Here is a 19,111-nt window from a genome sequence, read left to right on the forward strand (position 1 = left end):
ACACAGCTTAGTTGCCCGAACCAATACAAAAAATGCGATGCTGCAACATAGTTTGTTTCTGAAAGCGGGCAAATCATGGACCGTCTCAACGCCATGCGCGTCTTCGTCACTGTCGTCGAACTCGGCAGCCAGTCGGCCGCGGCCGATCACCTGGCACTTTCCAGGCCCGTGATCTCACGCTACCTGGCCGAACTGGAGGACTGGGTTGGCGCGCGCCTGATGCAGCGCACCACGCGCAAGCTCAGCCTGACCGCCGCCGGCCAGGAAACCCTGCCGCGCTGCCGACAGATGCTGGAGCTGGCCGGCGACCTGCAAAGCGCCGTGCGCCAACCCGATGCCGCGCCCCGCGGCGAGCTGCGCATCAGCGTCAGCACCTCGTTCGGCCAGGCGCAGTTGGTGGACGCCGTGGCCGCCTATGTAAAGCGCTATCCCGGAGTAAAGGTCGAGCTGCAGATGCTCGACCGCACCGTCAACCTGGTGGAAGAGCGCATCGATTTGGCCATCCGCACCAGCAACGACATCGACCCCAACCTGATCGCCCGGCGCCTGAGCGTTTGCCGTTCGGTGATTTGCGCCAGCCCCGCCTACCTGCGCGAGCACGGCACGCCGGAGCGGGTCGAGGCGTTGAGCCAGCACAACTGCCTGACCCATGCCTATTTCGGTCACGGCCTGTGGCATTTCGAGGTGGATGGGCAGCCCATCGCCGTGCCGGTGCAGGGCAATATCAGCGCCAACGAGGCCATGACCCTGCAAAAGGCCGCGCTGGCCAGCGCCGGCATTGCCATGCTGCCGACCTACCAGGCCGCGGCGGCGCTGCGCAGCGGCGAGCTGGTACGCCTGCTGCCCGAGGCCAAGCCGCGGGAGCTGACGCTCAACGCGGTGTACACCTCGCGCAAGCACATGCCGGCGACCTTGCGCAGCATGCTGGACTTTCTCGCGCAGCGGTTCGCTAACGAACCCGCCTGGGACCAGGGACTCGGTCTGTAGGAGCCAGCGTGCTGGCGAAGCAAGCGACGTGTTGGATGGCACCGGCTGCGCCGGTGTTCGCCGGCAAGCCGGCTCCTACGCTGTCTGCGACCTGCAATGCCCGTAGGAGCCAGCTTGCTGGCGAAGCAAGCGACGTGCTGGATGGCACCGGCTGCGCCGGTGTTCGCCGGCAAGCCGGCTCCTACACTGTCTGCGACCTGCAATGCCCGTAGGAGCCAGCTTGCTGGCGAAGCAAGCGACGCGGTGGATGGCACCGGCTGCGCCGGTGTTCGCCGGCAAGCCGGCGCCCAGGCGGGATGGTCAGGCATCGCGGGAGAGGCCGATCACTCCTCGACGCTCATGTACTCCTTGGCCCAGCGGATGTAATCCTCAGGTTGGGTGTAGGTGTGCGACAGCTCGGTGGCGCTGAGGTTTTCAGACTTGTTCTGCTGGCCGCGCTGCAAACGCAGGCAGTCGTAGGTGGCCTTGATCGCGGCGAAGTAGGCGGCATGGCCGTCGACCACGATGCGCACACCCAGGCGCGCCAGGCGCTCGTCGTCGCGCAGGTTGGGGTTGGCGTAGGTGACCAGCATCAGCGGCACGTTCAGGTGCTCGCTGATCTGCTCCAACTGCTCGAAATCCTTCACCCCTACCATGCAAATGCCATCGGCACCGGCCTTCTGGTAGCTCTGGGTACGGACGATGATCTCCTCGGTGGTCAGTACGCCGGCATTGGTTCGGGCGATGATCGCCAGCGCCGAGTCGACCCGCGCCTCCAGCGCCGCGCGAATCTTGCCGACGCCCTCCTCGACCGAGATCAGGTCGGTGGACTTGCGCCCGAATTGCGCTGGCAGCAGGGTGTCCTCGATGGTCAGCGCAGCGACGCCGGCGCGCTCCAGCTCGATCACCGTGCGCATCACGTTGAGCGCATTGCCATAGCCGTGGTCGGCGTCGGCCAGCACCGGCAATTGGGCGACACGGCCGATGCGGGTGGCCTGCTCGACGAACTCGCTCAGGGTGATCAAGGCGAAGTCCGGCGCGGCCAGCACCTGCAACGAAGCGACCGAGCCGCCGAGGATGCCGACTTCAAAGCCCAGGTCGGCAGCGATACGCGCGGACATAGGGTCGAAGACCGACGCGGTGTGATAGCACGAACCGGACGCGAGCAGTTCGCGGAAGGCAAAACGCAGATCGTGGTGGGAAGCCTTGGGCATGATCACTCCGCTGGTAATAAAAAATGTTGAACGGCTGACAACCGACCCCTGGTTCGGGTCTACCTGACTGTTCCAACCGTCGCCATCAGGGCGGTCATGCTCGACATGCAGGCAGAGGAATAGAAGGTGTGGACATACAGCGACGCGAAACCTTGTGGCAAATAGTTGCACCAAGCTGGTGCAGCCCCCGGATTTCAGCCTCTGCGGCCCCGGCACGATAGCACGGGGCCAAGCAGCGCTGGATGAATGCGCCAATGCCGATCTTGCATAGGGGATGCATTTAGTACATAGGAAGCTATCTAACTCAGGGTACAATCCTCAACGCTGAAGCCCGCCTCCACGTCACCTGCGATGACAACAAGGACCCCCAGTGACCGCCGCCCTGCCCCCCACCGTTTTGCGCCGTGTCCTGACCGCCCTGATGTTGGCGATCTTCCTCGGCGCCCTCGACCAGACCATCGTCGCCGTGTCCATGCCGGCAATTTCCGCGCAGTTCGACGATGTCGGCCTGCTGGCCTGGGTGATTTCCGGCTACCTGGTGGCCATGACCATCGCCGTGCCGATCTACGGCAAGCTTGGCGACCTGTATGGCCGGCGGCGCATGATCCTCACCGGTACCGCGCTGTTCACCCTGGCCTCGATCGCCTGCGCCCTGGCCCAGGACATGCCGCAACTGGTGCTGGCCCGGGTGCTCCAGGGCATCGGTGCCGGCGGCATGGTCTCGGTGAGCCAGGCGATCATCGGCGACTACGTTCCCCCCCGCGAGCGCGGCCGTTACCAGGGCTATTTCAGCAGCATGTACGCCCTGGCCAGCGTCGCCGGGCCGGTGCTGGGCGGCTGGCTGACCGAATACCTGTCCTGGCGCTGGGTGTTCTGGGTCAACCTGCCCCTGGGCCTGGTCGCCCTGTGGGTGATCCACCAGGCGCTGGACGGGCTGGTGGTGCAACGGCGCGAGGCGCAGGTGGACTACCTGGGCGCGCTACTGATGATCATCGGCCTGGGCAGCCTGCTGCTGGGCATCACCCTGGTCGGCCAGGGCCATGCCTGGTTGTCGACGCAGGTAGGGGTGTTGCTGGGCTGTGCGCTGCTCGGGTTGCTGGTATTCGTGGCCCACGAGCGACGCTGCGCCGAACCGCTGTTGCCAATGGCGCTGTTCGGCAACCGGGTCGCGGTGCTGTGCTGGTGCGTGATCTTCTCCGCCAGCTTCCAGTCGATTTCGCTGGCCATGCTGATGCCGCTGCGCTATCAGAGCATCACCGGCGCCGGTGCCGACATCGCGGCGTTGCACCTGTTACCCCTGGCCATGGGTTTACCGATTGGCGCCTTCACCGGCGGCCGCATGACCAGCCGTACCGGGCGCTACAAACCGCAGATCCTGGCCGGCGCCCTCCTGATGCAAGTGACCATCGCCGCCATGGCCCTGACCCCACCGCAATCCGGCCTGTTAAGCGCGCTGTTCATGTTGCTGACCGGAATTGCCTGCGGGTTGCAGTTCCCGACTTCCCTGGTGGGCACGCAGAACGCGGTGGACATGAAGGACATCGGCGTGGCCACCAGCACCACCAACCTGTTCCGCTCGCTGGGCGGGGCGATGGGCGTGGCGTGCATGTCCAGCCTGTTATTGGCGCTGCTTCATCAAGGTGGATTCGAGATGCTGGGCAGCCTCAAGGCTGGTAAAGCGGATCCGGCGACCCAGGCCCGGCTGCTGGAAACGTTCAGGTATCTGTTGCTGGCGAGCGCGGGTGCCTCGCTGATTGGCCTGCTCGCGGCCCTGGCATTGCCAGACCGGCAACTGCGTGGCCATTAGGCCCCCATAAACCCTGTAGGAGCCCGCCTTGCTGGCGAAACACCCTTGAGATCGCTTCGCCAGCAAGGCTGGCTCCTACAGGGTCAGGCGTAATGTTCGCTTAATGAATGGGGGAAACACTTCCTCACAATCCTTCACAAACTGTCATTTGCGCAAGCCGGGGCTCAAGCGCAGCATGTCCAGCCCGGTGTCGACCCATTTCTCGACATCGCCCAGCAGGTCGAAGCTTTCCGGCAGCAGCAACCAGCGCCCGATCAGGCCATCGACATAGGCGAAGATCGCCACGGCCGCCCGGTCGGTGTCCAGGTCGGCCGGCAACTGGCCACGGCGCACGGCATTGCCCATGGTCAGGGCGATGCCTTCGTGGCAATCGAGCACCGCGCCCCGGCGCTGCTGGCGAATCTCGCACATGTCGTCGGTAAATTCGCACTTGTGGTGCAGGATTTCATTGATACGCCGGGTCCGGGCATCGAGCACCAGCTCGTTGAACACTTGCAGCAGGAGCTTGCGCATGCACCCAAGCGGGTCGAGTTCATCCTCGCTTTCACTGGCTCGGGCCAGGTGGTCATGGGTCTCGTGCAGGCTGTCGAGCAGCGCCTGCACCAGGTCGGCCTTGTTGCTGAAGTGCCAGTAGATCGCCCCGCGGGTCACCCCCGCGAGCTCGGCGATATCGGCCAGGGTGGTACGCGCGACACCGCGCTTGTAGAAGGCCCTTTCCGCCGCCTCGATGATCTGGGCGCGGGTTTCCTGGGCTTCCTCTTTGGTTCGACGGACCATGGCAGTACAACCTCATCAGGCCCCGCGCGAGCACGTGGCGGGCGGGAATCAGGCCGGGGGTCGCCTCTTTCAGGGCCTCACCCGGGTAAATGTGAGCGATCCGCGGTGGTCACTCACGACACACCTGCGGTATTTACAAACAACCATGAATGTAAGTATATTCCTTAGCAAGCTATTTATCCACCCGATAGCGTTTTTCTGACAAGACTCTTCCTTTATATTCTTGAGCTCCCCTGCTCCTGCGACCCGAGGATCCTCATGCAATTCAAGCCAGCCTTATCCGCCCTGGTTTCCGCCGTGGCTTTGGCAACCCTGCTCAGTGGCTGCAAGAAAGAAGAAGCAGCGCCCGCGCCACAGGCTCCTCAGGTCGGCGTCGTCACCGTGCAGCCGCAAGCCTTCACCCTCACCTCGGAACTGCCGGGGCGCACCAGCGCCTACCGTGTGGCCGAGGTACGGCCACAGGTCAACGGCATCATTCTCAAGCGCCTGTTCAAGGAAGGCAGTGACGTCAAGGAAGGGCAGCAGCTCTACCAGATCGACCCTGCCGTCTACGAGGCCAACCTGGCCAACGCCCAGGCCAACCTGCAGGCCACCCGCTCGCTGGCCGAACGCTACAAGCAGCTGATCGACGAACAAGCGGTGTCCAAGCAGGAATACGACGACGCCAATGCCAAACGATTGCAGGCCGAGGCCGCCCTCAAGAGCGCCCAGATCGACCTGCGCTACACCAAGGTGCTGGCGCCGATCAGTGGCCGCATCGGGCGCTCCGCGTTCACCGAGGGCGCCCTGGTGAGCAACGGCCAGGCCAACGCCATGTCGACCATCCAGCAGCTCGACCCGATCTACGTCGACGTTACCCAGTCCACCGCCGAGCTGCTCAAGCTGCGCCGTGACCTGGAAAGCGGCCAGTTGCAGAAGGCCGGCGACAACGCCGCCCAGGTGCAGCTGGTGCTGGAGGATGGCAGCCTGTTCAAGCAGCAGGGCCGCCTGGAGTTCTCCGAGGTCGCGGTCGACGAGACCACCGGCTCGGTGACCCTGCGCGCAATCTTCCCCAACCCCGACCACACCCTGCTGCCCGGCATGTTCGTGCATGCGCGGCTCAAGGCCGGGGTCAATGCCAACGCCATCCTGGCCCCGCAACAGGGCGTGACCCGCGACCTCAAGGGCGCGCCGACCGCACTGGTGGTCAACCAGGAAAACAAGGTCGAACTGCGCCAGCTCAAGGCCAACCGTACCCTGGGCAGCGACTGGCTGATCGAGGAAGGCCTGAACCCGGGCGACCGCCTGATCACCGAAGGGCTGCAGTTCGTGCGCCCTGGGGTCGAAGTCAAGGTCAGCGAAGCCACCAACGTCAAGAAACCGGGCAGCCCCGATCAGGCCAGCGCGGCGAAAGCAGACGCCAAAGCGGAGTAAACCATGTCGAAGTTCTTTATCGATCGCCCGATCTTCGCCTGGGTGATCGCCCTGGTGATCATGCTGGTCGGCGCCTTGTCGATCCTGAAGCTGCCGATCAACCAGTACCCGAGCATCGCCCCGCCGGCCATCGCCATCGCCGTGACCTACCCGGGCGCCTCGGCGCAGACGGTGCAGGACACCGTGGTGCAGGTGATCGAGCAGCAGCTCAACGGTATCGACAACCTGCGCTATGTTTCCTCGGAAAGTAACTCCGACGGCAGCATGACCATCACCGCCACCTTCGAGCAGGGCACCAACGCCGACACGGCGCAGGTCCAGGTCCAGAACAAGCTGAACCTGGCCACCCCGCTGCTGCCGCAGGAAGTGCAACAGCAAGGTATCCGCGTCACCAAGGCAGTGAAGAACTTCCTGCTGGTGATCGGCCTGGTGTCCGAAGACGGCACCATGACCAAGGACGACCTGGCCAACTACATCGTCTCCAACATGCAGGACCCGATCTCGCGGACCGCCGGCGTGGGTGACTTCCAGGTGTTCGGTGCGCAGTACGCCATGCGTATCTGGCTCGATCCGGCCAAGCTGAACAAGTTCCAGCTGACCCCGGTCGACGTGCGCACCGCGGTGGCCGCGCAGAACGTGCAGGTGTCCTCCGGCCAGCTCGGCGGCCTGCCTGCCCTGCCGGGCACCCAGCTCAACGCCACGATCATCGGCAAGACCCGCCTGCAGACCGCCGAGCAGTTCGAGAAGATCCTGCTCAAGGTCAATGCCGACGGCTCCCAGGTGCGCCTGGGCGATGTCGCGCAGGTCGGCCTGGGCGGCGAGAACTACGCCATCAGCGCGCAGTACAACGGCTTCCCGGCCTCGGGCCTGGCGGTCAAGCTGGCCACCGGTGCCAACGCCCTGGATACCGCCAAGGCCCTGCGCCAGACCATCGCCGACCTCGAGCCGTTCTTCCCGCCAGGGGTCAAGGCGGTGTTCCCGTACGACACCACCCCGGTGGTCACCGAATCGATCAGTGGCGTGATCCACACCCTGATCGAGGCCGTGGTCCTGGTGTTCCTGGTGATGTACCTGTTCCTGCAGAACTTCCGCGCTACCATCATCACCACCATGACCGTCCCGGTGGTGTTGCTGGGGACCTTCGGCATCCTCGCCGCCGCCGGCTTCAGCATCAACACCCTGACCATGTTCGCCATGGTCCTGGCCATCGGCTTGCTGGTGGACGACGCCATCGTCGTGGTGGAGAACGTCGAGCGGGTGATGTCCGAGGAAGGGCTACCGCCCAAGGAGGCGACCAAGCGCTCCATGGAGCAGATCCAGGGCGCCCTGGTGGGTATCGCCCTGGTGCTCTCGGCGGTACTGCTGCCGATGGCCTTCTTCGGCGGCTCGACCGGCGTGATCTACCGGCAGTTCTCGATCACCATCGTCTCGGCCATGGGCCTGTCGGTGCTGGTCGCGCTGATCTTCACCCCGGCCCTGTGCGCCACCATGCTCAAGCCGCTGAAGAAGGGCGAGCACCATGTGGCCAAGCGCGGCTTCTTCGGCTGGTTCAACCGCAACTTCGACCGCACCGTGGTGGGTTACGAGCGTAGCGTGGGCACCATCCTGCGCAACAAGATCCCGTTCCTGCTGGCCTATGCGCTGATCGTGGTCGGCATGATCTGGTTGTTCGCCCGCATTCCCACCGCGTTCCTTCCGGAAGAAGACCAGGGCGTGCTGTTCGCCCAGGTGCAGACCCCGGCCGGCTCCAGTGCCGAGCGCACCCAGGTGGTGGTCGACCAGATGCGCGAGTACCTGCTCAAGGACGAGGCCGACACCGTGTCCTCGGTGTTCACCGTCAACGGCTTCAACTTCGCCGGTCGCGGCCAGAGCTCGGGCATGGCGTTCATCATGCTCAAACCCTGGGGTGAGCGCTCGAAGGAGAACAGCGTGTTCGCCCTCGCCCAGCGTGCGCAGATGCACTTCTTCGGCTTCCGCGACGCGATGGTGTTCGCCTTCGCTCCGCCGGCGGTACTCGAGCTGGGTAATGCCACCGGCTTCGACGTGTTCCTCCAGGACCGCGCCGGTGTCGGCCACGAGAAGCTGATGGAAGCGCGCAACCAGTTCCTGGCCAAGGCCGCGCAGAGCAAGATCCTCAGCGCCGTGCGCCCGAACGGCCTGAACGACGAGCCGCAGTACCAGCTGACCATCGATGACGAACGTGCCAGCGCCCTGGGCGTGACCATCGCCGACATCAACAACACCTTGTCGATCGCCCTGGGCGGTAGCTACGTCAACGACTTCATCGACCGTGGCCGGGTCAAGAAGGTGTACATCCAGGGTGCGCCCAACGCCCGGATGAGCCCGGAAGACCTGCAGAAGTGGTACGTGCGCAACGGCGCTGGCGAAATGGTGCCGTTCTCCTCGTTCGCCAAGGGCCAATGGAGCTACGGTTCGCCGAAACTGTCGCGCTACAACGGTGTGGAAGCGGTCGAGATCCTCGGCACCCCGGCGCCTGGCTACAGTACCGGTGAGGCCATGGCCGAGGTCGAGCGCATCGCCGGCGAACTGCCAAGCGGCATCGGCTTCTCCTGGACCGGCATGTCCTACGAGGAAAAACTCTCCGGCTCGCAGATGCCGGCGCTGTTCGCCCTCTCGGTACTGTTCGTGTTCCTCTGCCTGGCAGCGCTGTACGAAAGCTGGTCGATTCCGATCGCGGTGGTGCTGGTCGTGCCGCTGGGTATCATCGGTGCCTTGCTCGCCACCAGCCTGCGCGGGCTGTCCAACGACGTCTACTTCCTGGTTGGCCTGCTGACCACCATTGGCCTGGCGGCGAAGAACGCGATCCTGATCGTCGAATTCGCCAAGGAACTGCACGAGCAGGGCCGCAGCCTGTACGACGCGGCCATCGAGGCCTGCCGCATGCGTCTGCGCCCGATCATCATGACCTCGCTGGCGTTCATCCTCGGCGTGGTACCGTTGACCATCGCCAGCGGCGCCGGCGCCGGCAGCCAGCACGCCATCGGCACCGGGGTCATCGGCGGCATGATCAGTGCAACCGTGCTGGCCATCTTCTGGGTACCGCTATTCTTCGTCGCAGTGTCGTCGCTGTTCGGCAGCAAAGAGCCGAAACAACACGCCACCCCTGAAACTCCACGTTATGAGGCTGGGCAATGACCAAGTCTTTGTTGTCCCTTGCGGTAACCGCGTTCATTCTCGGCGGCTGCTCGCTGATCCCCGACTACCAGGCGCCGGAGGCGCCGGTAGCCGCGCAGTGGCCGCAAGGCCCTGCCTACTCGCCGACCGAGTCGGCCAACGTTGCCGCCGCCGAACAGGGCTGGCGCCAGTTCTTCCACGACCCGGCGCTGCAGCAACTGATCCAGACGTCGCTGGAAAACAACCGCGACCTGCGGGTGGCAGCGTTGAACATCGACGCCTACCGCGCCCAGTACCGCATCCAGCGCGCCGACCTGTTCCCGGCCGTGTCGGCCAATGGTAGCGGCAGCCGTCAACGGATGCCGGCGAACATGTCGCAGACCGGCCAGTCGAGCATTGCCAGCCAGTACTCGGCCACCTTGGGTGTCAGCGCCTATGAGCTGGACCTGTTCGGCCGCGTGCGCAGCCTGACCGAGCAGGCCCTGGAAACCTACCTGTCCAGCGAACAGGCGCGCCGCTCCACGCAGATCAGCCTGGTGGCCAGCGTGGCCAATGCCTACTACACTTGGCAGGCCGACCAGGCGCTGCTCAAGCTGACCGAAGAGACGCTCAAGACCTACGAGGAAAGCTACAACCTGACCCGTCGCAGCAACGAGGTCGGCGTGGCCTCGGCCCTTGACGTCAGCCAGGCGCGCACCGCCGTGGAAGGTGCCCGGGTCAAGTACTCGCAGTACCAGCGCCTGGTGGCCCAGGACCTCAACAGCCTGACCGTACTGGTCGGCACCGGCGTGCCGAGCAGCCTGCCCAAGCCGCTGGAGCTCGACGCCGACCAGTTGGCCGAAGTGCCGGCGGGCCTGCCGTCCGACATCCTGCAGCGCCGTCCCGACATCCAGGAGGCCGAGCACCTGCTCAAGGCCGCCAACGCCAACATTGGCGCGGCCCGCGCCGCGTTCTTCCCGAGCATCAGCCTGACCGCCAATGCCGGTACCCTGAGCCCGGACATGGGCGGCCTGTTCAAGGGTGGTTCGGGCACCTGGCTGTTCCAGCCGCAGATCAACCTGCCGATCTTCAACGCCGGCAGCCTGAGGGCGAGCCTGGACTACTCGAAGATCCAGAAGGACATCAACGTCGCCAAGTACGAGAAGACCATCCAGACCGCCTTCCAGGAAGTCGCCGATGGCCTGGCCGCACGCAAGACGTTCGAAGAGCAGTTGCAGGCGCAGCGTGACCTGGTGGCTGCCAACCAGGACTACTACCGCCTGGCCGAGCGCCGCTACCGCATTGGTATCGACAGCAACCTGACCTTCCTCGATGCCCAGCGCAACCTGTTCAGCGCCCAGCAGTCGCTGATCGGCGACCGCCTGTCGCAGCTGGTCAGCGAGGTGAACCTGTACAAGGCCCTCGGCGGCGGCTGGTACGAGCAGACCCAGCAGCAGGCCGCGATCCAGACGCCGAAAGGCTGATTGGTCTGGTAGCAGTATCAAGCCCACCCTTGCGGTGGGCTTTTTGTTTGCTGCCCTGTAGGGGCGGCCTTGTGTCGCGAACGGGGCGCGAAGCGGCCCCAGGATCAGCCTTCCTGCAGCATTGCCGGGGCCGCTTTGCAGCCCATTCGCGACACAAGGCCGCTCCTACACCCTCAGCACGACCCTATATAGCGTTCGATAATCGCCCCGTTCCGCGTTCCACGAATTGCCTCGCCCCCACCCCGCCGCGCACCATCGCCCACGCAACGTTGCACAAGTTCTCTCTAAAGATGCCGACCCTGCGGCCCGTACCCGCAGCGCACAGGCTCGCCCAATAAAAACAAGAGATGCAACCGATGAGCACTTTGCACCCCGCACGCCAGCTGCTGCCTGGCCTGTTGACCCTGTCCTGCGCCCTGCCCGCCCTCGCCGAAGGCGGTTTCGTGGAAGACGCCAAGGCCAGCCTCAACCTGCGCAACTTCTACATCAACCGCAACTTCGTCGACCCGGCGAACCCCCAGGGCAAAGCCGAGGAATGGACCCAGAGCTTCATCCTCGACGCCCGCTCCGGTTTCACCCAGGGCACGGTCGGCTTCGCCGTGGACATTCTGGGGCTGTATTCGCTCAAGCTCGACGGCGGCAAGGGGACCGCCGGTACCCACCTGCTGCCGGTGCACGACGATGGCCGCCCCGCCGATGACTTCGGACGCCTGGGCGTGGCGTTGAAGGCACGCCTGTCGCAGACCGAGCTGAAAATCGGCGAATGGATGCCGGTGCTGCCGATCCTGCGCTCGGACGATGGCCGCTCGTTGCCGCAGACTTTCCGCGGTGGCCAGCTCACTTCGAAGGAGATCGATGGCCTGACCATCTATGCCGGCCAGTTCCGCGGCAACAGCCCGCGCAATGACGCGAGCATGGAGGACCTGTTCATGCAGGGCCGCGCCGGTATCAGCGCCGACCGCTTCAACTTTGCCGGCGGCGAATACAACTTCAACGACAAGCGCACGATGGTCGGCCTGTGGGATGCCCGGCTCAAGGACATCTACCGCCAGCAATACCTCAACCTGGTGCACAGCCAGCCGCTGGGCGACTGGACCCTGGGCGCCAACCTCGGGTACTTCATTGGCAAGGAAGACGGCAGCGAACGTGCCGGCAAGCTGGACAACCGCACCGCCTCGGCGATGCTCTCGGCGCGCTACCAGGGCCACACGTTCTATATCGGCCTGCAGAAGGTCAGTGGCGACGATGCCTGGATGCGGGTCAATGGCACCAGCGGCGGTACCCTGGCCAACGACAGCTACAACGCCAGTTTCGACAATGCCCAGGAGCGCTCCTGGCAACTGCGGCATGACTTCAACTTCGTCACCCTGGGCATTCCCGGGCTGACCTTGATGAACCGCTATATCAAGGGCGACAACGTGCACACCAGCGTCGTTGACGATGGCAAGGAATGGGCACGGGAAAGCGAGCTGGCCTATGTGATCCAGGCCGGGACGTTCAAGGACCTGTCGGTGAAATGGCGCAACTCGACCATGCGCCGGGATTTCAGCAGCAATGCGTTCGACGAGAACCGCTTGATCGTGAGCTACCCTTTGAACCTGCTGTAAACCGCTGGAAATACCCACGCCATCGTCGAAGGAGCCGGCCTTGCCGGCGAACACCGGCACAGCCGGTGCCAGCCACCGCAGCGTCTGGTTCGCCAGCAAGGCTGGCTCCTACAGGGCAAGGGCAGTTGCTCTGCGTAGGAGCCGGCGAACACCGGCACAGCCAGTGCCATCCACCGCAGCGCCTGGTTCGCCAGCAGGCTGGCTCCTACAGGGCAAGGGCAGTTGCTCTGCGTAGGAGCCGGCTTGCCGGCGAACACCGGCACAGCCGGTGCCATCCACCGTGTTGCCTGGTTCGCCAGCAAGCGCCTACGAGCCCCATTAAATAACTAAAAGTATTAAAAACATGCAAAAACAAACATTGACGCTATAAAAGGTAAACGCTAAAACCGAGCCTTGATCCCGCCCCAGAGCCCGAACATGGACCTGCGCCAACTGCGCTACTTCATCGCCCTCACCGAATACCGCAGTTTCGTCCGCGCCGCCGAGGCCATGGGCATCACCCAGCCCGCCTTCAGCCGGGCCATCCAGAACCTCGAGCAGACCTTCGGCTGCGCCCTGGTCGACCGCGCCAACAAGGCCCTGCCCCCCACCCCCGAAGGCCAAGTGGTGGTGCAACACGCCCGGCGCCTGGTCCAGGGCGCTGCCCAGTTGAACAACGAAGTGCTGCAAATGACCAAGCTCGATGCTGGCGAGCTGCATTTCGGCAGCGGCCCGGCCCTGGCGGTGCGCCTGGTGCCTGCAGCCCTGCGGCAGTTCATCGAGCAGCGCCCGGGCATCCGCACCGCGCTGCTGGTGGACAATGCCGAACGCCTGGGCCAGGCCCTGCGTCGCGAGCAGATCGAATTCTTCGTCGACGACATCCGCCCGTTCGAGGCCGATCCCAACTTCCATACCGAAGCGCTCACCCCCCGCCCGGGCCTGTTCTTCTGCCGCCCCGGCCACCCACTGCTGGCCAAGGACAGCCTGTCGACCAACGACCTGTTCGCCTACCCACTGGCCAGCGCCCTGCTTGCCCCCGGGGTGCGCAAGCGCCTGGCCAACCTCAGCGGGCGCAGCGACTTCACCCCGCACCTGCAGACCGAGCACCTGGCGGTGCTGCGCAGCGTGGTCCTGGCCAGCGACGCCATCGGTGCCGCCAGCGAAGAGGCGGTGGCCGACGACCTGGCCAACGGCACCCTGGTGCGCCTGCACTGGCGCAACCTGCCGCCGGGGCTGGAGGTACTGAGCGTGCGCTGCGGGGTGATCAGCCGCAGCGGCTACCGCCTGAGCCCCGCGGCGCGGGCGATGATCGATACCCTGGTCAGCCTGGATGCCGCGCCAGCGCCCGCAAGCGAGGCGCATCGACGATCTCCACCTCGCCATAGCCCAGGCGCACCACGCCGGACTGCTCGAGGCTCCTGAGGATCTGGTTGATGGTCTGGCGCGACAGCGACAGCATCAGCGCCAGTTGCTCCTGGGATACCTGCAAGCGCCATTGCGCGACATCGCGTTCGCCGTAGCCCTCGGCCATCTGCAGCAAGCGGTGGGCCAAGCGCGGCCCGGCGGCCAGCAGGCTCTGCTGCTCCAGGGCGACGAAAACCCAGCGCAGCTTGTGGCTCATCAGCAAGGCCAGCTCGCGCCAGTGCTGCGGCTCACGTGCCAGCCAGTCGAGCAGCGCGGCCTGGGGCAGCCACAACAGCCGGGTCGGGCCTTCGGCAAAGGCGTCATGGGTCCGCGGCTGGCCATCGAACAGACTGATCTCGCCAAACCATTGCGCGGCTTCCACCAGGGTCAGCAGCGCCTCCTTGCCAGCGCTGCTGACCGCGCCGACACGCATCGCGCCTTCCAGCACCGCATACAGCCCACAGGGCGCATCGCCGCGCTGGAACAGGCACTGCCCCGCCACCAGCGCGCGGGGCCGGCCCAGGGCCAGCAGGCTATCCTGAACAGTAACCGGCAACTGGCGAAACCACTGGCCATGCAGCAATTGGGTACGCGGATCGTGCATGGCGCCTCGCAATGCGAACTCTGTCGGCCAGCCGACAGACGACGATGGATGAACCGGGGCAAGCTGCGCTCCCCCCTGATGGAGGAACAACAATGAAAAACCTCGTCGAGCATTTGAGTCAATACGCGGCCTATCACCGCGACCCACGCAATATCGCCACGCATTTCATCGGCATTCCGTTGATCGTGCTGGCGGTGACCATCCTGCTGTCGCGCCCCGGCTGGGACCTGGCCGGGCTCTGGTTGTCACCGGCGTTGCTGCTGGCGGGCTGGTCGGTGTGGTTCTACCTGCGCCTGGACCTGCGCTTGGGCCTGGTGATGGGGCTGTTGCTGGGCCTGTGCCTGTGGGCCGGGCAAGCGCTGGCGCTGCAAGGCACCGGGCTGTGGCTGGCGGCCGGGCTGGGCGCATTCGTGGTGGGCTGGATCATCCAGTTCGTCGGCCACTGGTACGAAGGGCGCAAGCCAGCGTTCGTCGATGACCTCAGTGGCTTGATCATCGGGCCACTGTTCGTGGTGGCGGAGCTGGCGTTCATGCTCGGGCTGTGCCCTGAATTGAAAAAAGCCGTTGAGGCCAATGCCGGGCCGGTGGCCATCCGCCAGAAGAAAGCGGCGATCTGACCAGGGAAATGCTGGGGCCCCATCGCGACACAAGGCCGCTCCCACCGGTTTGCACAGGCCTGTGGGAGCCGCCTTGTGTCGCGATGGGCTGCGCAGCAGCCCCGGCAATCTCTCAAGTCACCTGGGTACGCGATTCCACCCCCAGCTCATCCCACACCGACTCGGCCAGGTGGAACGTGGCATTGGCCGCCGGTATCCCGCAATAGATCGCGCTGTGCATGATCACTTCCTTGATCTCTTCGCGGGTCACGCCGTTGTTGGCCGCGGCGCGCAGGTGCAGCTTGAGCTCGTCGTTGCGGTTCATGCCGATCAGCATGGCGATGGTGATCAGGCTGCGGGTATGCCGGGGCAAGCCGGGGCGGGTCCAGATATCGCCCCAGGCATGCCGGGTGATCATCTCCTGGAACTCGCCATTGAAGTCATTGAGCTTCTCCAGGCTGCGGTCTACATGGGCATCGCCCAGCACCGCGCGACGCACTTGCATGCCGGCTTCGTAGCGTTGTTTCTCGTCCACGGTGTGCTCCTCAACGGCTGCGCAGGAAATCGAGCACACGCCGGCTGAACGGCGCGCCGACCTCGACGTTGGACAGGTGCGCGGCGGCGAATTCGACGTACTCGGCCCCCAGGATACCAGCCTGCAAGAAACGCCCATGCGCCGGGGTGGTCACCGCGTCGGCACTGCCGGCGACGATCAGGGTCGGCACCTGGATCTGCTTGAGCTGGTCACGCATGTCGGCGTCGCGCACCGCTGCGCAGTTGGCCGCGTAGCCCTGCGGCGCGGTTTGCGCCAGCATCTGGCAGATGCGCTGGGCTGCGGCCGGCTGCGCCTGGGCGAATGCCGGGGTGAACCAGCGGGCGATGGAGGCATCCCGCAGCGCGTGCATGGCCTGACAACCGCCCTGGAGCACGCTATCGATGCGGCTGTTCCACACCTCGTCACTGCCGATCTTCGCCGCCGTGTTGCACAAGGTCAGGCTGAGCAGGCGATTGCCCGCGTGGATACCCAGCCACTGGCCAATCAGGCCGCCCATGGACAGGCCGATGAAGTGGGCCTTGTCGATATCCAGGGCATCGAGCAGGGCCAGCACATCGCCGCCCAATTGCTCGATGCTGTAGGGGCCAGCGCTGACCAGCGAGCCGCCATGGCCGCGGGTGTCATAGCGCAGCAGCCGAAAGTGCTCGGCCCACTCCGGCACTTGCGCATCCCACATGTGCAGATCGGTCCCCAGCGAGTTGGACAACACCAGCACTGGGGCAGCGGCCGGTCCATCGAGTTGGTAATGCAGTACGCCATCGGCCAGTTGCAGGTGCGCCACAGCGGTCTCCTTCAGGCAGTGAAACGTTGATGCTCGGCCACCGCGCGCGCCACCCAGACGCGGGCCTGGCCGAGGTAATGGGCAGGGTCGAGCAGGCGGTCGAGCTCTTCAGCGGACAGTTCGGCGCTGACCTGTGGCTCGTCGCCGAGCACCGCGCGCAAGTGCCGCTGCTCGGCCACCGCACGCTGGCAGCAGTGTTCCAGCAGATGATGGGCGCGATCGCGGCCCAGGCGCTGGGCCAGGACGATGCTCACCGCTTCGGCGAGCACCAGCCCCTGGGTCAGGTCGAGGTTGTGGCGCATGCGCGCGGCATCTACCTGCATGCCTTCGGCGATCACCTGGGCCTGGTGCAGCGCACCGGAAACCAGGCAGCAGATCGCCGGCAAGGTTTCCCACTCGGCGTGCCACAGGCCGAGGCTGCGCTCATGCTCCTGGGGCATGGCGCTGTACAGCGTCGACAGCAGCCCCGGCACCCGGGTGGCGGCGGCGATCAGTACCGCCGCACCCACCGGGTTGCGCTTGTGCGGCATGGTCGAGGAGCCGCCCTTGCCCGGCGCGCCGGGCTCGTACAGCTCGCCGGCCTCGGTCTGCATCAGCAGGCTGACATCCCGGCCGAACTTGCCCAGGCTGCCGGCGACCAGGCCCAGCACCGCGGCGAACTCCACCAGCCGGTCACGCTGGGTGTGCCAGGGTTGCTCGGGCAGTGCCAGGCGCAACTGCCCGGCCAGCGCCTCGGCCACCGGCAATGCCTTGCTGCCCAGGGCCGCCAGGCTGCCGGAAGCGCCGCCGAACTGCAGTACCAGCAAGCGCGGACGCAAGGCCTTGAGCCGCTGGCGATGGCGGGTCAGCGCCCCCAGCATGCCGGCCAGCTTCATGCCCAGCGTCACCGGCGTGGCGTGCTGCAACCAGGTACGCCCGACCAAGGGCGTATCGGCATGCTGCAAGGCCTGACGGGCCAGGGTGTCGGCCAGCTTGGCCAGGTCGTTCTCGATCAGCGCCAGGGCCTCGCGCACCTGCAGCACCAGCCCGCTGTCCATCGCATCCTGGCTGGTTGCCCCCAGGTGCACATAGCGTTCGGCCTCGGGCACGCCGCTGGCGACCACCTTGCCCAGGGCCTTGACCAGTGGAATCGCCGAATTGCCGGCCACGGCGATGGCATCGGCCAGGGCCCGCACCTCGTAGCGCTCGGCCTTGCAGGCCGCCTCGATGGCCATCGCCGCGGTGTGCGGTACCAGCCCGACGCTGGCCTCGGCGCGGGCCAGGGCCGCCTCGAAATCGAGCATGCCTTGCAGCCGGCCGCGGTCGGAGAACACCTCGCCCATGGCCGGGGCGGTGAAGTAGGCGTCGAACAGGTGGTGGCTCATGCAACGTCCTTAGTGGTCATGGTGCAGGTACGCCGCCTGCTTCGGCAGGCGCAGGCTGAACAGGAAGGCCACGGCCATCATGGCCGTCACGTACCAGTAGAAGGTGTTCTCCATCCCCAGGGTTTTCAAGCCCAGGGCCACGTACTCGGCCGAACCGCCGAATACCGCGTTGGCCACCGCGTAGGCCAGGCCGACGCCCAGCGCGCGCACCTGCGGCGGGAACATCTCAGCCTTCACCAGGCCGCTGATCGAGGTATAGAAACTGACGATGCACAATGCCAGGCTCACCAGCACGAAGGCCAGCAACGGGCTGCTCACGGTCTTCAGCGCCATCAGCAACGGCACGGTGAAAAGCGTGCCCAGAGCGCCGAACAGCAGCATCGAATTGCGCCGGCCGATACGGTCGGAGAGCATGCCGAACAGCGGCTGCAAAATCATGAACAGCAACAGCGCGCCGGTCATCACGAAACTGGCGCTCTTGGCGTTCATGCCGGCGGTGTTGACCAGGTATTTCTGCATGTAGGTGGTGAAGGTGTAGAAGATCAGCGAACCGCCGGCGGTATAGCCCAGCACAGTGACGAAAGCCGCGGCGTGATTGCGAAACAGCCCGCTGATGGTGCCGGCGTCCTTGTCCTGGCGCGTCTCGGCGCTGCTGGTCTCCTTCAGCGAGCGGCGCAGCATCAGCGAGATCAGCGCGGCGATGGCCCCGACCACGAACGGGATGCGCCAGCCGTAGGCGCGCAGTTCATCCTCGCTGAGCAGTTGCTGCAGGATCACCACCACCAGCACCGCCAGCAACTGGCCGCCGATCAAGGTGACGTACTGGAACGAGGCGAAGAACCCGCGCTGGCCAGGCAGCGCCACTTCGCTCATGTAGGTGGCCGTGGTGCCGTACTCGCCGCCCACCGACAGGCCCTGGATCAGCCGCGCCAGCAGCAGCAAGGCCGGCGCCCAGGCGCCGATGCTGGCATAGGTGGGCAGGCAGGCGATGATCAGCGAGCCGCCGCACATCATCAGCACCGAGATCATCAGCGAGTTCTTGCGCCCGTGGCGGTCGGCCAGGCGGCCGAAGATCCAGCCACCGATGGGCCGCATCAGAAAGCCCGCGGCGAATACCCCGGCGGTGTTGAGCAGTTGTACCGTGGGGTCGTCGGAGGGGAAGAACGCCGGGGCGAAGTAGATGGCGCAGAAGGCATAGACATAGAAGTCGAACCACTCCACCAGGTTGCCCGACGACGCGCCGACGATGGCGAAGATGCGCTTGCTGCGTTCTTCACCGGTGTAATAACTGGAAGTCATGGTGTCTTTACTCCTGGGAGGTCACTGCACAGTCTAGACATACCCAGTAACAAACTCGTTCCGCTAGCGGACACGACGCATTGTAGGAGCGGCCTTGTGTCGCGAAAGAGGCGCGCAGCGGCCCCTGGATCGCGATCTATCGGAGA

The 19,111-nt window shown here is 65.3% G+C and carries 15 protein-coding genes; 8 read left to right on the forward strand and 7 right to left on the reverse strand.

The features are described 5' to 3' along the window. Window positions 1–75: 75 nt before the first annotated feature. Window positions 76–987: a LysR family transcriptional regulator gene (locus NJG22_RS13555; RefSeq protein ID WP_253095158.1), complete on the forward strand. Its 912-nt coding sequence runs from the start codon at window positions 76–78 to the stop codon at window positions 985–987. A gap of 323 nt (window positions 988–1,310) precedes the next feature. Here the strand turns inward: NJG22_RS13555 and NJG22_RS13560 are convergent, their stop codons facing one another. Next, a complete protein-coding gene (locus NJG22_RS13560; RefSeq protein ID WP_253095160.1) occupies window positions 1,311–2,180 on the reverse strand; it encodes an oxaloacetate decarboxylase in 870 nt (289 codons plus the stop codon). Window positions 2,181–2,550: 370 nt separating this feature from the next. Between NJG22_RS13560 and NJG22_RS13565 the strand changes: the two genes are divergently transcribed. Further along, window positions 2,551–3,987: an MDR family MFS transporter gene (locus NJG22_RS13565; RefSeq protein WP_253095162.1), complete on the forward strand. Its 1,437-nt coding sequence runs from the start codon at window positions 2,551–2,553 to the stop codon at window positions 3,985–3,987. Between the two features lie 144 nt (window positions 3,988–4,131). Here NJG22_RS13565 and NJG22_RS13570 read toward each other — a convergent pair whose 3' ends face one another. After that, window positions 4,132–4,764: a TetR family transcriptional regulator gene (locus NJG22_RS13570; RefSeq protein ID WP_253095164.1), complete on the reverse strand. Its 633-nt coding sequence runs from the start codon at window positions 4,762–4,764 to the stop codon at window positions 4,132–4,134. Window positions 4,765–5,022: 258 nt separating this feature from the next. On the opposite strand from NJG22_RS13570, the gene ttgA reads away from it, so the two are divergent. From ttgA to NJG22_RS13595, 5 genes are all read left to right on the forward strand, one after another. After that, window positions 5,023–6,177, forward strand: coding sequence for a toluene efflux RND transporter periplasmic adaptor subunit TtgA (gene ttgA, locus NJG22_RS13575; protein ID WP_217853166.1), 1,155 nt, complete (start codon window positions 5,023–5,025; stop codon window positions 6,175–6,177). A 3-nt stretch (window positions 6,178–6,180) separates the two neighbouring features. Then, window positions 6,181–9,333 (forward strand): multidrug efflux RND transporter permease subunit TtgB, encoded by a 3,153-nt coding sequence (ttgB, locus tag NJG22_RS13580; protein ID WP_253095166.1) that lies wholly within the window; start codon window positions 6,181–6,183, stop codon window positions 9,331–9,333. Next, window positions 9,330–10,775: an AdeC/AdeK/OprM family multidrug efflux complex outer membrane factor gene (locus NJG22_RS13585; RefSeq protein ID WP_253095167.1), complete on the forward strand. Its 1,446-nt coding sequence runs from the start codon at window positions 9,330–9,332 to the stop codon at window positions 10,773–10,775. Before ttgB ends, NJG22_RS13585 begins: the two co-directional genes overlap by 4 nt. A gap of 356 nt (window positions 10,776–11,131) precedes the next feature. Continuing rightward, window positions 11,132–12,382: an OprD family porin gene (locus NJG22_RS13590; protein WP_253095169.1), complete on the forward strand. Its 1,251-nt coding sequence runs from the start codon at window positions 11,132–11,134 to the stop codon at window positions 12,380–12,382. 417 nt (window positions 12,383–12,799) lie between these two features. Next, window positions 12,800–13,783: a LysR family transcriptional regulator gene (locus NJG22_RS13595; RefSeq protein ID WP_253095171.1), complete on the forward strand. Its 984-nt coding sequence runs from the start codon at window positions 12,800–12,802 to the stop codon at window positions 13,781–13,783. On the opposite strand, the gene NJG22_RS13600 is transcribed toward NJG22_RS13595, so the two are convergent. Continuing rightward, the gene (locus NJG22_RS13600) at window positions 13,683–14,369 is read right to left on the reverse strand and encodes a Crp/Fnr family transcriptional regulator (RefSeq protein ID WP_253095172.1); all 687 of its coding nucleotides are present in this window, start codon (window positions 14,367–14,369) and stop codon (window positions 13,683–13,685) included. The genes NJG22_RS13595 and NJG22_RS13600 overlap by 101 nt on opposite strands. A gap of 92 nt (window positions 14,370–14,461) precedes the next feature. Between NJG22_RS13600 and NJG22_RS13605 the strand changes: the two genes are divergently transcribed. Then, window positions 14,462–14,986, forward strand: coding sequence for an Mpo1-like protein (locus tag NJG22_RS13605; protein WP_253095174.1), 525 nt, complete (start codon window positions 14,462–14,464; stop codon window positions 14,984–14,986). Between the two features lie 112 nt (window positions 14,987–15,098). Here NJG22_RS13605 and pcaC read toward each other — a convergent pair whose 3' ends face one another. From pcaC to NJG22_RS13625, 4 genes are read right to left on the reverse strand one after another with little or no spacing between them, the layout of a single operon-like run. Further along, window positions 15,099–15,500 carry a 4-carboxymuconolactone decarboxylase gene (gene pcaC, locus NJG22_RS13610; RefSeq protein ID WP_253095175.1) on the reverse strand — a complete coding sequence of 134 codons (402 nt, stop codon included), beginning with the start codon at window positions 15,498–15,500 and terminating at the stop codon, window positions 15,099–15,101. Between the two features lie 10 nt (window positions 15,501–15,510). Beyond that, complete coding sequence (gene pcaD, locus NJG22_RS13615; protein ID WP_253095176.1) at window positions 15,511–16,302, reverse strand: 3-oxoadipate enol-lactonase; 792 nt, start codon at window positions 16,300–16,302, stop codon at window positions 15,511–15,513. An 11-nt stretch (window positions 16,303–16,313) separates the two neighbouring features. Next, window positions 16,314–17,666, reverse strand: a complete 1,353-nt coding sequence (locus NJG22_RS13620; protein ID WP_253095177.1) for a 3-carboxy-cis,cis-muconate cycloisomerase — start codon at window positions 17,664–17,666, stop codon at window positions 16,314–16,316. A 9-nt stretch (window positions 17,667–17,675) separates the two neighbouring features. Then, window positions 17,676–18,965 carry an MFS family transporter gene (locus NJG22_RS13625; RefSeq protein WP_253095178.1) on the reverse strand — a complete coding sequence of 430 codons (1,290 nt, stop codon included), beginning with the start codon at window positions 18,963–18,965 and terminating at the stop codon, window positions 17,676–17,678. Window positions 18,966–19,111: the final 146 nt, after the last annotated feature.

It is taken from the genome of Pseudomonas sp. VA159-2, from assembly GCF_024126635.1.
GTDB lineage: Bacteria > Pseudomonadota > Gammaproteobacteria > Pseudomonadales > Pseudomonadaceae > Aquipseudomonas > Aquipseudomonas muyukensis.